This is a genomic window from Methylotenera mobilis 13, assembly GCF_000384255.1.
GTDB lineage: Bacteria > Pseudomonadota > Gammaproteobacteria > Burkholderiales > Methylophilaceae > Methylotenera > Methylotenera mobilis_B.
Window position 1 is genome coordinate 2145022 of record NZ_KB913035.1, and the last position, 15265, is coordinate 2160286.

General features: G+C 41.3%; 14 protein-coding genes. 2 read left to right on the forward strand and 12 right to left on the reverse strand.

Annotated elements, in window-relative coordinates:
* The first annotated feature begins 160 nt into the window (after positions 1-160).
* A complete protein-coding gene (locus A391_RS0110095; RefSeq protein WP_019899147.1) occupies positions 161-682 on the forward strand; it encodes a PepSY domain-containing protein in 522 nt (173 codons plus the stop codon).
* Positions 683-1575: 893 nt separating this feature from the next.
* On the opposite strand, the gene A391_RS0110100 is transcribed toward A391_RS0110095, so the two are convergent.
* The 12 genes from A391_RS0110100 to A391_RS0110155 form a co-directional block, all read right to left on the reverse strand.
* Entirely contained in the window at positions 1576-2541 is a 966-nt protein-coding gene (locus A391_RS0110100; RefSeq protein WP_019899148.1) for a beta-propeller fold lactonase family protein, read from the reverse strand.
* A gap of 127 nt (positions 2542-2668) precedes the next feature.
* A complete protein-coding gene (locus A391_RS0110105) occupies positions 2669-3484 on the reverse strand; it encodes a quinoprotein dehydrogenase-associated SoxYZ-like carrier (protein ID WP_019899149.1) in 816 nt (271 codons plus the stop codon).
* Positions 3485-3525: 41 nt separating this feature from the next.
* On the reverse strand, positions 3526-4071 hold the full coding sequence (locus tag A391_RS0110110; protein ID WP_019899150.1) for an SRPBCC family protein: 546 nt from the start codon (positions 4069-4071) through the stop codon (positions 3526-3528).
* Between the two features lie 38 nt (positions 4072-4109).
* Positions 4110-4646, reverse strand: coding sequence for an SRPBCC family protein (locus tag A391_RS0110115; protein ID WP_019899151.1), 537 nt, complete (start codon positions 4644-4646; stop codon positions 4110-4112).
* A 74-nt stretch (positions 4647-4720) separates the two neighbouring features.
* Positions 4721-5197, reverse strand: coding sequence for a DUF1924 domain-containing protein (locus tag A391_RS0110120; RefSeq protein ID WP_019899153.1), 477 nt, complete (start codon positions 5195-5197; stop codon positions 4721-4723).
* Between the two features lie 27 nt (positions 5198-5224).
* On the reverse strand, positions 5225-6205 hold the full coding sequence (locus A391_RS0110125; protein ID WP_232416173.1) for a beta-propeller fold lactonase family protein: 981 nt from the start codon (positions 6203-6205) through the stop codon (positions 5225-5227).
* An 8-nt stretch (positions 6206-6213) separates the two neighbouring features.
* Complete coding sequence (locus tag A391_RS0110130) at positions 6214-6780, reverse strand: c-type cytochrome (RefSeq protein WP_019899157.1); 567 nt, start codon at positions 6778-6780, stop codon at positions 6214-6216.
* A 140-nt stretch (positions 6781-6920) separates the two neighbouring features.
* Positions 6921-8546 (reverse strand): quinoprotein dehydrogenase-associated putative ABC transporter substrate-binding protein, encoded by a 1626-nt coding sequence (locus A391_RS0110135; protein WP_019899158.1) that lies wholly within the window; start codon positions 8544-8546, stop codon positions 6921-6923.
* Positions 8547-8771: 225 nt separating this feature from the next.
* Positions 8772-10676, reverse strand: a complete 1905-nt coding sequence (locus tag A391_RS0110140) for a PQQ-dependent dehydrogenase, methanol/ethanol family (protein WP_019899159.1) — start codon at positions 10674-10676, stop codon at positions 8772-8774.
* A 219-nt stretch (positions 10677-10895) separates the two neighbouring features.
* Positions 10896-11738: a tetratricopeptide repeat protein gene (locus A391_RS13955; RefSeq protein ID WP_019899160.1), complete on the reverse strand. Its 843-nt coding sequence runs from the start codon at positions 11736-11738 to the stop codon at positions 10896-10898.
* Between the two features lie 100 nt (positions 11739-11838).
* A complete protein-coding gene (locus A391_RS0110150) occupies positions 11839-12480 on the reverse strand; it encodes a response regulator (RefSeq protein WP_019899161.1) in 642 nt (213 codons plus the stop codon).
* Entirely contained in the window at positions 12477-13832 is a 1356-nt protein-coding gene (locus A391_RS0110155; protein ID WP_019899162.1) for a sensor histidine kinase, read from the reverse strand. Before A391_RS0110155 ends, A391_RS0110150 begins: the two co-directional genes overlap by 4 nt.
* 412 nt (positions 13833-14244) lie before the next feature.
* Here A391_RS0110155 and A391_RS0110160 point away from each other — a divergent pair, with 412 nt between their 5' ends.
* On the forward strand, positions 14245-15261 hold the full coding sequence (locus A391_RS0110160) for an AAA family ATPase (protein ID WP_019899163.1): 1017 nt from the start codon (positions 14245-14247) through the stop codon (positions 15259-15261).
* Positions 15262-15265: the final 4 nt, after the last annotated feature.

The following is a 15265-nucleotide window of genomic DNA, read 5'->3' on the forward strand; positions in this document are numbered from 1 at the left end:
AATCAACCAGAAATAAGGCTGATTTAAACCAAAACAACGCTAAGTTCTTTACTCATAAATTTATAATCGTTTTGAAGAATGCTATAATGCGCCCGCCTGTGCCTAGGCAGGTGGCTAAACTGGTTGCCAAAATCAGTGGTCATCTTAGAAAGGAAGTAAAATGAAAAAACTCGCAATGTTATCTATTATTGTTGGCGCATTTGCTGCAACTAACGCTCAAGCGGCAGAGACCGTTTTCCCTAAATCAAAAGCTGGTGTTGAAAAGTGCTTAAGCGCTGCGCTTGCTGCAAAACCTGGCAATGTCGTTAAAGTAGAATACAAACTTGAAGACAAAGTACCTGTTTATGAGTTTGATATTGAAACAGCAGACGGTAAAGCTTGGGATGTTGAGTGCAACAGCAAAACTGGCAAAATCACTGAAATTGAAGAAGAAGTGGCTAATGCAGATGCTGCAGCATTTAAGGCTAAAGTGAAAGTTTCAGAAGCAGATGCTAAGAAAACAGCCCTTGCTGCATTTCCTGGTGAAGTCGTTGAAACAGAATTTGAAATTGAGCCAGATGGTGCAGCTTCATATGAATTCGACATCAAAACTAAAGATGGTGAAATGAAGGTTGAAGTCGATGCTACCAGCGGTAAAATTGTTGAAAGTAGCAAAGAGCTATATCAAATCGGGAAAGAGTAATTAACGCGCTTACCTGTTAATGCAATGCAAAAGCCCTCGGTGATGAGGGCTTTTTTACATCTTAATCAAGCCTAGCCAGCACTCAAAGTTAGCATATTCATAATACAAATATAGAACTTATCAAACAAAGTCCCTTGCCTACATAAACCTAATGATAGTGTGCATTTCTGCAGCACTATCTGCTCCCCCATTGCGGCTAAGCCAATACTAGGCATTACCAAAGAAATAATCAGCCTAATCAAATGATGATGGTGAGAGTCTTGTCTATATATGTTCGACACCCAAACAACATGTTATTTCGTTAATTGTTTGACAAAGTCAGGAGCATAAGTAGCTGTGAATGTTCTCAGACGCCATTATTGAAGCTATTCAAGGATTATCTGAGCGCCATCTTAAAAATTGGCTGTAAACAACCAAGTGGTTCTTTAAAAGCAACCAAATCCACTTTCAATCAAACCATACAGATAAAAATTAAATAATAATCAATGGGTTAATCATAGATTTTGCTTTGGCATAGCTTTTGCTATATTAATTTAGCGCAACTATGCGTTATGGGAGGGTGCTGGACCTAGGCCATGCAAAGTATTGTAAAGATATCAGCATGTTCAGTTGCCCTCCCGCCCAACCATAGGGCTAAAGTGTTTCTTGTCTCGTTGCTTTAGCAATGACAATTTCAAGTAATACGAGTTTAGGTAATACCAATTCAGGTTGAAGTTTGATATGTTGATTGCGAGTTAGCCCGAGGTGTTTTACGCCTCGGGCTTTTTTTATGATCATCAATATAGTGGTTGGCAATATTCAAGAACAATCATTACAAATTGACTGATTGATTAACTACATTAAAACCTAGATCAGTTTAGTGAGAATAAAGCTATCTAATAGAAAGTCGATGGTTAATGAATCACTACCCCCCAAGGTAATTGCCCAACAGGAATGTCTTTAATCAGTTTGTTTTGATCGGTATCAATCACAGAAACACTGTTACTACGGCCATTGGCGACATAAAGCTTTTTACCGTCAGGTGTGATTGCCATATTCCACGGACGCTTACCTACAGGAATTGTTGCAATCACTTTTTGTGTTTTTGCATCAATGACACTCACATTACCATCGCCACCGTTACTCACATAAACACGGCTTCCATCAGCGCTAACTTTTACGCCATTTGAACGCAAACCTACTGGTATTTTTTTAATCACTTTCCAGTCAGCCACATTCACAACCTCTAAGATATTGGCAGCCTCGTTAGCAATGTATGCTAGTTTACTATCTGGTGAGAAGCCGATACCACGAGGGTGCTTGGTAGATTTAATCAGTGCGATTGATGCATGTTTAGCGGTATCAATCACATCCACATCACCGCTTTCTTCATTGCTTGCTAACAGCCATTTACCGTCTGGTGAATAGACACAGTGCTCTGGGTTTTTACCTTGTGTTTTTGCCGTGTGCGTTAATTTAAACGTGGTTAAATCTACAAAAGAAACTGCGTTTTCTTCCTCTAGGCATGCAGCTAATGTTTTGCCATCTGGCGATACGCTAATACCTTCAGGTTCATCACCAACTTGAATACGAAACTGCTCTTTCTTAGAGATTAAATCTATCATAGCGACAGCATTATCATCACGCACGACGACATATAGTTTTTGTCCTGCTGGATCCATGGCAACCGCCTGAATTTTATTACCTAACTTCCCTTTTGCGGGTAAGTTGTACAACACTTTATCTGACTGAGTGTCTATCACAGATACATTGCCGTCCTTCTCGTTTGGTACGTAGGCTAAGGGAGAAGCAATTGCCATTTGGGCAATGCTGCTTAATGTAACGAGCAAAAGACTTGGTGCTGAGATTAACTTAATCATAATTTACCTTTAATAAATTGGGCTTGTAATCGCGTGAACACACGTATTACAGTAATTACGATTTTAGTTTGCACTGGACATATGCCCTATTCCTAAACTCCCGAATAGTATCGGGAGTTATTCCCGTTCATGGCTTTAAGTTAATCGTATAACTAAAAGATTTACGCTCATTATCTAATAACTGAATGTGCACTTGATTCACATTGGTTTGATGATGTGTTGCTGGTAAATCAAAATTAAATGTTAAATGCGGGTTCTCAGCTGTACCCACGTTAAAATCCACCTGCATGACGCTAGACTCTTCAAACATGATGTTAGCGTGCTGTATATAAAATGCTGGCTTTAATTGCTTGGTTTTAGCATCGATTTGCAAGCCTGTGTACATCGGATGCTTGATTTGTAAGGTGGCAGAGGCTGTTTTTTGTGGTTTATAAGGCGGGTTTAGTTGAAATTTAATTTTGCCTGCATTTTCCCTGACAATGGCTTCATCTTCAGCAACAGTGCCAGCACAACCACCACCAGCATTCACTATTGTACTTGCCATCAAAAGTGCACCGCTCTCGGTTTCTGCAATGGCACGAATGTGCGAATCATTCTGCATACGGATTCTGGTACTAAGCGCTAATGTATTAAAACTGAGTGGAAATTGATAGTGAGCAACTATTGGCACTGGGTTAGCATCAACCAGTAAATAAATGCTTTTGATAGGGTCTTGCTGCTGATTGCTAACTTTAAGCATCACTGGCACCTGTGCTGCATTTTCAGCGCCTAATGGTGCAATCACTTGTATTAAATTGGTTGGGTTAATTGGCCGATGATTAAAAAAACGTTCTTTAATCATCGGCCAATTTTGCGCTGATAGCTCAGCATTGACAGTACCAGATAGCAGCACAAGGCTACATAGCAGAACTTTTAAAATCAATGCTTTGATACGCGTAACCATCACGTTGGTAAATAGTCTCTTAAAAAATTGATGTTCTTCACCTAATTTTCTAGGGATTTTTTCAAACCTACCATGGCTGCGTCATAAAGTTCGTTAATTGCTTTATTTGCAGTAGGATTATCTAACCCTGGTGGTGCCTCCATACTGTTCGCTTTGTTATAAAAGCGTGCTGTAATGGTAAGTATTGATTCTTGTGGCGTTGTACCTGCTTTCACTTGCATCACAGTACGATAATTACTCACAGGGATTGTGCTTTCTTTGGATTCCAACATTTTGTAATCAACTTTCATGCTGGCATCATTCACCTCACGCAGTTTTTCTAGGAAACCATTTCCGTTTTTTAGTATTACCTCACGGTGCAATAGCTCTGCTCCTGTTTCTGCATCTGGTCTAGTATCTATTTTCACACTGACAACATCAGGATGCCATTTTCCAATCGCAGCAAAGTCTTTCACTAGGCTCCAAACCTTTGCAGGCTCTGATTTAATGACGATTTCTTTTACTACTTTTTGCGGGCTTGGTCCATGTGCGAAAGCACTCATTGGTATTAAACTCAAACCCACAAATAACAACAAAAACTTTTTCATTGATATATCCTTAACAATCTACAACGCTCAGTTAGCGACTACTGAGCCTCAAGTACTTTTTTTAGATTATGTAGGCCCGTGTCATAAACGCCCTCGATAGCTTTCACAGCGGTAGCGTTATCTTCACCTGCTGGCGCATCCACTTTATTGGCTTTGTTATAAAAACGACCGGTCCATGTGACTGTGGCTTCATCAGCATTAGGGCCTGCTTTGACTTGCATAATTGCACGATAACCACTGACAGGCAGCACACCTTCTACAATTCGGTATTCAATTTTCATCGTGCTATCAGTCACACCAATTAGTTTTTCAAGTAATGTACCGCCACCATTTAGGGTAAGCAAACGATGCTGTGCTTCCGCACCAGCGTCATCTTTACGTGTTTCTAGCTTTGTTTCTGCCACGGCTGGGTGCCATTGATGAATAGCACCAAAATCTTTTACTAGGGTCCAAACTTTTTCTGGACTTGCTTTGATCACTACTTCACGAATCACTTTTTGCTGGCTTGGCGCGTTGGCAGCTGTAGCCGTTAACGGAATCGTGCAGATTGCTAATAACGCTAATAAATATTTCATATTTTTCCTTTAAAATCAAATATCAATATAAAAGCAGAGATGTCTGCCATCTATTGTAAAAAATTAATGTTGTATTACTTTTTGCTCGGTGCTTTTTCAGTTAACAAGTAGGCAATATAGTTAGCTTTCTCTTGTGGTGAGCAATCACTGCCTACGACTTCATTACAATGTTTAGTAAAATTTTTTTCTACATCACGCGTTGATTGGAAACGCTTTTTATTGATATGTGGTGATAGTGGTTTAATCAATTTACCTGTCACAATGTGCTTGCCAGCATCGGCTGGATTTGCTGTATGGCATGACGCGCATGCAATTGCCTTACCTGGCGCGTTGACATCACCCTTGAACTGAATCACCTCACGGTTGAAAAATACTTTACCCTCTTCCGCAGATGGGCCTGCGTAGGTTGGGTCTATCGCTTTGGCTGCTGCTGCGTATTTATCTGCTATTTTTTGTGCAGTGGCTACATCGGCAGACGCACTAACAGAAAATATTGTTAATAGCGCAGCTAGCAAGCAATGGCTAGATTTCATAGAATGACTTAACTTCATGGAATGCTCCTTGATTTTAAAATATGATTAATTGGTAATGTTGCCAATAAACTGACCAAAAGCGCGACTTTGTGAGCCTGTGGGAATTGAGCTTATTTTTTTGTTTGTTTTTGCGTCAATGACAGAGACTGCGTTATCCATCCAACTTGCAACATACACACGGCTACTCTTTGCATCAAAAGCAACGCCTTCTGGAAAACCATCAACAGAGATGGTCGCGATGACTTTTTTTGCCACTGTATCAATCACGGAAACGGTGTCGGCACCAGTATTAGTGACATAAGCTCGGGTGCCATCTGCATTAGTCGTCACGCAATAGGGGTGCTCACCTACTGATATGGTTGCAACGACTATGTCTTTTCTTGTATCAATCATGCTGACTGAGTTACTCTCAACATTGACGACATAAAGCGTTTTTCCATCACCGCCGAGTGCAACGCCAAATGGATGTTTACCCACTGAAATTTTATTCACAAGCTTTTGACTACGGATATCAATCACACCGACATCATCACTATCACGGTTTGCAACATATAAGGTTGCACCCTCGTGGCTGACGACCATGCCTGATGGCGCTTTGCCTATTGCAACAGCGCCTGTTTGATTAAGCGTGGTTGTGTCAAATACAAGTACCTGATCATGAAACCAATCTGCAACAAAAAGTTGTCTGCCACTTTTACTTAAGGTAATACCAACAGGGGCTATCTTAAGTTTTATTTCGCTCATCACTGCATTGGTTTTCATGTTAATGACTGAAATAGATCGACTTTCAACATTTGACACATAAAGCTTGTGTTCAATATCATCAATCGCCACCCCAACTGGGGCTTTAGCTGTCACGATTGTTGAAATTACCTGATTAGTCATCAGTGAGATGACAGACACTGAATTTTCGCCCTGATTAGTAATATAAGCACGAGGTTCAGCATCTGCCGTATTCATGACACATAAAAAAAGACCGCCGGTGATCACTGGCAAGCTTTTGATTAACACCCTAAAGATTGGCATGAATTCAATTACCAATCAGCTCTTGATGGGTCACCGCGATAGATAGAGCGCAAGAATGTCACGATTCTCCACACTTCATCATCTGTTTTGATAATGCCGCCGAAAGCGGGCATTGGGCCAACAACGTTTTCACGGCCTTTGCGTGTTTTACCTGTTTGTTTCATATACTCATCACTACCTAATGCAATGAGGCGGAACAAAGTATCATCATCACTACCATATACCCAAGTTTCGTTGGAGATTGGTGGGCACATACCACCGCCACCCGTGCCGCCGTGGCAACCATTACAGCTGTTGCCCATGTAGCGCTTTTGACCCCATTTCACCATATCAGCATTATCTTTGTAAGGATTTTTCAACTCGCCAATCGGCGTGATCTTCACGCGCTCTAGTGGGGACATCGCATCAGCAGGTGGTGGCGGTGCATCACCTAACTTTTTCTTCTGCTGAGGAATCGCAAAGCCATCAGCACCAATCGCCTGTTCGGCCGCTACTGGCTCATCTGCGGCTTTGGCAGTAGCAGATAACAGGCCAAAACTGAGGGACAGAATCAACAATAAATGATGCAACTTCATATACTACCTTTCAAAAAATAATCTACTTCAAAATGTTATTGCGACTAACATGCCATTTAACGATGAATAGCTAACTTTCATTCACGGACTAAATCCTAATAAGCATTGGGATTTAATCCTTACACTTAATCACTACCGTTTTAAATTGATTTTTCTAACTGTATGATGGCTTTAGCAGCATCGCTTTCTTTAGCAAGCATGAGTGCTGTTTTTCCATGGTCATCTTTAAACTTAGGATTAGCGCCTGCCTTTAATAGCAATGACACAATCATGTCGTGATTAGAAAATGCTGCAATCATCAGTGGTGTTAATCCACCTGTATTTTTAGCATTTGGGTTAGCTTTATATTGCAATAAGGTTTGTGCCATTTGCTGATTGCCTTTTTTAACAGCCAGCATCAATGCATTGTACTTAGCCGCGCCCATTGCAAAGTCTGGTTTTGCGCCGTTGTCTAACATAGCGACTGCTGCATTGGCTTTGTTATTCATCACAGCCATGGCTAATGCGGTCATGTCATCACTATTCACTAAGTTGTAGTTAGCTTTATATTGCCCCATTAAGCGAAATATTTTTGGCTCGTTTGAACGCACCGCATGCATGGCTGCGGTCCAACCATCATGATCTTGCGCGTTTGGATCTGCGCCATAAGCAAGTAAACCACTGATTAAACTAATATCTCCACTTGCTACTGCGACTATTAGAGGTGTCTTACCTTCATCATCTCTAGCATTTACTTTTGCACCACGCTTTAACAAATACTCAACCCTTGTTGCATCACGTGCAATTGTGGCGTTATGTAGCTCTTTATCTAAGGTAGAACCCTGCTTTAACGCTTCATCTATCAATGCTGGTAATGTTGAAATGTCAGAACTTTTAGGCACATAAGTTTTTCTTACCAAAGCCTGATATGGGCCATGTGATGGAATATCACCTGAAATGACACATTCATTACATTCGACTAACGGCACACCGTATTCATCAAATATCTGTTTGATTTTATCTTTCTCTTTGAGCATCACTGATTCAATTTGCACTTTTAAATCTTTAGCGTTTTTACGCATACCAATCGCTAGTGGAAACTCCATAGGTGTTTTATCTTCTAGACGATTGAGCGGTAAAATTGTGACTGGCTCTTTTTTAATGGTTCTGTACCAACCAGCCATCGGCCCCCATATAGCAGCAACATCAAATTGACCATCGAGCATTAACTGCACATCCATATGCGGCTGCCTTTCTGGTCTTAAATCAGCATCATGCGCAATGGTGCGTACTATCGTGTTTGCACGATTCATACCATTCTCTTGTAGCACGGTACGAATTGCAGAGTGTTGAAATACGCCCACTTTGTAATCATTTAACAACTTAGGGTCTGATAGATCTTTAATATCGATGCCTTTGTCACTTCTGTAAGCCAACACAAAGGTACTTTTATAAAGCGGTTTAGTGGTTAGCATGCGCTCATCGTCTGGCGTCATATCCATCAGAACATCACACTCGTTATTATCAAAAGTTTGGCGAGTTAACCCTCTATTTAAGTAAGGTCGATAAAAGTAAGTCACACTTTTACCCATACCCTCTGCAATCACTTTGGCAATTTTGTTAGAAAAACCTTCTCCCTTATCGTTTGACATGGGCATGTTACCTGGGTCTGCACATACTCTTAAAATACTATCATTGTTAGCAAATACTGTAGAGCTTGATGCCATTCCAAGCGTTAACAACGTAAGGATTGGGATGACTTTTTTAGGCGCTAAATGCTTTAACATTGCTTGATAACCTCTAAAATAAAATGGTATTGGAAGATATTGCTAAAATTTTGACGATGATATTGGTGATAAATAGACTTGTTTGCGCAAGCTGGTTTGTAATGAACGTATCGTTATATTCATTACAAACAAACCTAAGAAACATTTGATCAATGAAAAAATCAGCAGGCAATGCTTAAGCACCACCTACTGATTTATTTAGATAAACTTCTGTTTAACTAACCATTAATCAACACGGAAAGTGAACAATGTGCCGCCTTGAGGAATCTTATCAAGACCAGTTGCTTTAGCCATTGCTGTTGCACCAATTGCACCGTACTTATCATCCATATCTAGGCCAGCAGTGACAGGTAAACCAATCCAGCCACCGATACCTGTCCATACAGACACATATTGTTTGCCTTTTACTTTGTAAGTGATTGGGTTGCCGATAATGCCTGATGCCAATTTACGTTGCCATAACACTTTGCCTGTTTTACGATCAACAGCACGGAAATCACCGCCTAATGAACCGTAGAATGCTAAGCCACCATCAGTCACTAACACACCACTCCAGTTTGGATATGGATCTGATACTTCCCAGATTGTTTTACCAGTCACGACGTCGAATTTTTTCAACTTACCAGTCACACCTGGTTTTTCTGGGTACATATACACGTTAGCAAATACATAAACAGTACCTTGTTGTGTATGCGTACGTTCTTGTGGTTCATCTTCCATACACCAGTTATTTGTTGGTACATAGAACAAGTTTGGTTCTTTTGGATCAACTGCTGCTGGTTGTTGATCTTTACCACCCATTGCAGATGGACAAGCTTGTGTATTTACATCACGATCAAATGGTGAATGCTCTTTCACTTTAACGGGACGACCTGATTTCAAGTCAACTTTTTCAGCCCAGTTTACAGTCACAAATTTATGCGCACGTAACAATGTACCGTCTTTACGATCTAACACATACGCAAAACCATTACGGTCGAAGTTCACTAAAGCATCATGTTTTTTACCATCAACAACCAAGTTGTCTACCAAGATGTTTTCGTTTACACCGTCATAATCCCATTGGTCAAATGGTGTTTTTTGGTATGCCCACACCATTTCACCAGTGTCTACCTTACGCGCCATAATGGTCATAGACCATTTATTGTCGTATTTACCTACATTCGTTTTTGGATCAGGTGTGTTACATTTTTCATGCGTTAAATTTGCACCTGTTTCACCGCAACGATAAGCTGGAGACCAGTGACCTGGATTGCCTGTACCTGCATACATAATGCGTAATTTTGGGTCATAGCTAAACCATGCCCAAGGTGCACCGCCACCAATTTTCCACTCATCACCTGGGTAAGTTAAACCAGTGTTTTGGCCATATAAACCATAATGTGGGTTCGCTTTGTTAGTTTCCGGTGTCATACAGAGGTCTTTATCTGAACCTGTGCTGTGACATTTCCACACTTCTTTACCTGTTTTTAGATCATAGGCAACAGTACGACCGCGCGCAGCAAACTCATCGCCGCCAAAACCAGCAATCACCAAACCTTCAGCCACCATTGCAGGGCCTGAGTGTGTTTCACCTTTTTCTGGAAAAGCATGCTTAGTGACCCAAATTTCTTTACCTGTGGCAGCATCGAGTGCAATCAAGAAGCCATCCAAGGTATGGAACACCACTTTACCATCAGCGTAGTTCAAACCACGGTTGATCGTATCGCAACATGCACGTGGCACAGCTGATTCATCACGGTCAGTTTTTTTGGTGTAGTTCCAAATTTGTTTTGGATGATCAGGATCAGATAAGTCTAGCGCTTGCACAATATTTGGCCAACCTGAAACCATATACATCATGGTTTTACCATTATGCTCAACAACGACTGGCTGACCTTCATGACCACGTAATGTGCCTGAAGATTGTGACCAGATCATTTGTAGGTCTTTTACGTTTTTAGTATTGATATCTTTTAACTGGCTATGACGATGCAAAGCCAAGTTTTGGCCTGGTGCAGCCCACATATTGTGATCTTTACTGCGTTTGATGATTTCCTCATTCGCAGACGCCTGACCTACCATCCCTATAAATGCCAAAGCACCTAAAGCTAGTAAACCTGAGCGTAATGTAAAGTTTGGTTGTTTCATACATCCCCCATTGATTCGGTTATTAGGAACTACTGCATACCCAACGTGTTACATCTAGTTACATGTTGATTACGTGTTAGCACTATAGGCAAAGTTGCATTGCACTACATGAGAAGAGTTCCTGCGTATGGTCGGGATAAAATCCTGCGTGGATCGGGATATTAAAATAAAAAAAGCCATCGTTAGATGGCCTTAATATGGAGACTATAAAGATATTAATTATTTTAATTTCAATGGGTTAGCATCTGATATTATGATGGGGCTAGCTTTAACCCATTGAGAAGCAAGCAACTTACCTTGTGCAATTTGCTCTGGCGTCGCGACCTTAAGTAACGCATCACGCTCTTGAACTGCCGCGCCATGTCCATCACGCCCTGCAACATCAAACAAGGCATATGAAAGTGCATTATTCTTTATGACGCCACGGCCATCTCTATACATTTGTGCAAGGGCATATTGCGCTTTCATGTGGCCCTGCTCTGCGGATTTTTGGGTCCATTTAGCCGCTTCTTTTTCACTTTTAGGTACACCCCGTCCTTCAGCGCATATCTGTCCATAAACCAACTGGGCTTTAAAGTGATTTTGTTCAGCCGCCTTGCGATACCACTTTGCTGCTACCTTATCATCCTGCTTTACGCCCCGACCTATGGTATAGATTCTACCCAAGGCAAATTGGGAAAGTACATGTCCTTTTTCAGCCGCTTTGTTAAACCATGAAGCAGACTTCTCATCACTTCTTGCAACTCCTTGTCCCTGTGCGTACATCACACCCAAGTTATACTGAGAGTCTAAGTCACCTTGCAACGCAGCTTTTTCATACCAAAGCGCTGCATCTACATAACTTTGCTTCACTCCCTGACCTTCGTCATACATCATGCCTACAATGTGTTGCGACTTAACATCACCATTTTTAGCTAATGGCAAAAACTCTTGCATCGCTTTAGTGTAATCATGGCTTAGCATCGCAGCCTTACCTTCATCAAACCCAGCGAAGGTAAGATGACTAGAGAATAAAAAGAGCAATATCAGAGGTAATTTCCGCAACGAAAAAGATTGATTCATGTAACGTCCTTATACAAAATTAGGGTAACTGCCGAAACTTAATCGGTAAAACTTGTGATGGTGGTGGTAACTCAAGGGATCAATCTAAAAATATCTTAGCTTAACTCTCTATCACGCCATGACGCATTGCCAATCTGACCAACTCTACTGGACTGGATATTCCGAGCTTTTGCTTTAATAAGGTTTGATAGTTTGCCACTGTTTTTTGGCTAATTTTGAGCGTTAACGCGATATCTTCAACATTGCTACCTTCTGCTAGCATCCGAAAAACCTCAAACTCTCTAGCAGATAAGCGCTGTGTAGGATTTTCGCCACCAGACATTGTTTGTAATACGATATTTTGTGCAACTGACGGACTTAGGTAACCTCTACCAGCAAAAGCCTCTTTAACTGCACGGACCAAATCATCAGCTGCGCCAGACTTTGCAACATAACAACGCGCACCAGCAGATAATGCCTGTGATGCAAATGCAGCGTTCTCATGCATCGAAAAAATAACAATTCGTGCTGATGGGTAACGCGTCAGAATTCTTCTTAACGACTCTAGCCCTCCCATCCCTGGCATCGACATGTCCATCACTAAAACATCCGGCAAATGCTCACCATACAACTGATATGCTTGCTCCCCACTATCTGCCTCTGCAATGACTTGCATCCCTGTGTTTTGCTCTAACAAACGTCTCAAGCCAGAACGCACCACGGCATGATCGTCAACTAGCACAATACGAATACCAATACTCATTGAATCACTTTCTTTTTAAATGGCAGGCTTGCTTGAATTTGCACGCCAAAACCAACACGGCTGTTCAGTTCAAAATGACCACCCAACCCTTGCACGCGCTCTCGCATACCAGCAACCCCAAATCCAGATGAAACTAATCTAGGATCGAACCCCTTACCATTATCTTCAACACTCAATATCAGTTCATCAGACTTTCGGTGGAGAGTAACAATTACTTTATTAGCATCTGAATGTCGCGCAATATTCGTTAAACACTCTTGCACAATACGATATATAGCAATTGCTACTGTTTCATCCACACCCACAAAATCACCTAAGAGTGACACATCCGCAATGACACTGCTGTTTCTTTGTAGCCACGTATCAATTAAATCTTGCAAGGCGGCCTTAAGCCCAAGCTCGTCTAAGCTACCAGGCCTTAAGCGTTGCAACATACCGTGGACGATATTCATCATTTGCCTTGCTACCACATCAATGGCTTTAGCACTCTCACGTGCGTCAGCAATCGTCTTGGCATGTAAAATTGTAGAGGCATCAATATGAATAGCGGTTAAATGCTGCCCAACTTCATCATGCAAATCTCGAGCGAGGCTTTTTCTTTCATCCTCTTGCAAGCTAATCATTTGTTGGGTTAATTGATGGTTACTTTTAATGCTATTTTGTAACGTCTCTGCCATTGCGTTAAATTTACTACTGATACCTGTCAATTCAGGTAATGTAAAACTTGGTAAGCGTGAATCTAAGTTACCTTGTTCTAATTCTGACAAAGCAACTAGGACACGATTAACTGGGCGAAGCGCTCGCCCAACTGCCCAATAAATCATTGCGTTTACCACGACAAAAAAGATGGACACCAATACCAGTATTCCTAGTATGTCACTCCAGATTTCTGCAATCTCATAAGATGGGTCAGGCGTAACAACTAACTCACCTAATATTCTTCCATTCGCAAATATTTGTCTTTTAATGGGAGGCATCGTCTCAGAAACGGCATCCATTGCGTTCAAAAACCATGGGGGGGCAGGCCACTCATCTACTTTAGCTACAGGGCGATTACTATCTCTAAGGTTCCCTCTGGCATCAAAAAAGTCAATGCGCAAATGACGCACATTCTCTAGACTCTGCAATCTAAATATTGATGCCCTGTTAGGATTAACGCCGTTTAACCACACATAATCTGAGGTGTAGTGCAGAATCTCCGCATCTAACAAATGTAATGCTAGCAATGCAGTTGACTCCACCTCAGCACGCACATCATCTCGTGCATTACGAATCATCAACAAAGCACCAATCAACATCACTATTAAAAGCAATGCTGTAATAATTAAATTGAGTCGGAATTTAAGGTTCATGAAGAATGACGATTAAGTAACCAATGCATTTTAATGAGTTTTTCAAAAACAGATACAGGAGAAACTCCCGACCTAGGCAAAAAAAAACCATGCAGGGTTAGCTGCATGGTTAAGAGAGGTACTTATCTAGCTAATTTGGAGATTAACTGTTGACCAGTTTAGCAATAACAACATCAATGCTCCTAGGGAGTTATGCCACTTTAAACTTGGGATTTTATCCCTTCATGCTTCATGCACATATTGCATCTCGCTAGATACAGCATAGACGCTTTATCGATAAAGTTTCAACTATTTAACAAAGTCGGGAAAACTTCCCTATCCAATTACCTAAGTAGAAGATTCTAATAGCGCTTAACTCTACTTTGGCAATTTCAATATTGCCAGTTATCAATAAAATAATTTAAGGAGCGCTATGTCAGAAGTAGCCTTGCAACAATGGCGTAATCACGCGCTTGCTTTAGAACAAGCATTAAACCATGTAGTTCTGGGTTTAAAACCAGCTGTACGTTTACTGATTATTTCCATTTTCTCCCGTGGTCATGTTTTGTTAGAAGGTAATGTTGGTGTAGGAAAAACCACACTACTAAGAGCTGCAGCTAGGGGCATTGGTGGTGGCTATCAACGCGTTGAAGGTACGATTGATTTAATGCCACAAGATTTGATATACCACACTTACATTAGTAGCGAGGGTAAACCGAAAGTAGATCCTGGTCCATTGTTAATGCAAGGTGAAAATTTATCTGTTTTCTTTTTTAATGAGATTAATCGTGCCCGACCGCAAGTACACTCACTATTGCTACGCGTCATGGCTGAGCGTTCGGTAAGCGCATTTAACCGCGAATATCAATTTCCGCATTTACAAGTATTTGCAGATAGAAATGCCGTTGAAAAAGAGGAAACCTTCGAGCTACCAGGTGCCGCACGTGACCGGTTCTTGATGGAGATTGAAATCGCACCAGAAAATGATACTGATATCCATAAGGCACTCACTTTTGACAGTCGCTTTCACGATACTGATCAACTGATAGAATCAGTCACCGAGAATAGCCTTAACTTTTCCGAACTCTCCGCACTTGCACCTATCATTCAAAACGCGGTAGTTGCTGGCAGCTCTGTTCAAGATTTTGTAGAACACTTAAGGCGAGCGACGCATCGTCCACAAGATTACGGCATTCATTTGCCTGATGTAGAGATGGATGAACTTATGATTGCAGGCATTGGGCCACGCGGTAGCAGTATGCTGGTACGTGCCGCAAAAGTATCGGCATGGCTCAATGGGCGCGCTCACTTAACACCCGAAGATATTGCGAGTGTATTTCATGAAGTTGTCGCACATCGTGTGTTTTTCAGACCAATCTATGAACTACAACGCACTTGGCTTGCTCGTGCTTATACACAGGCTATTTTGAACAACGTGCCAACACCGTAAATAT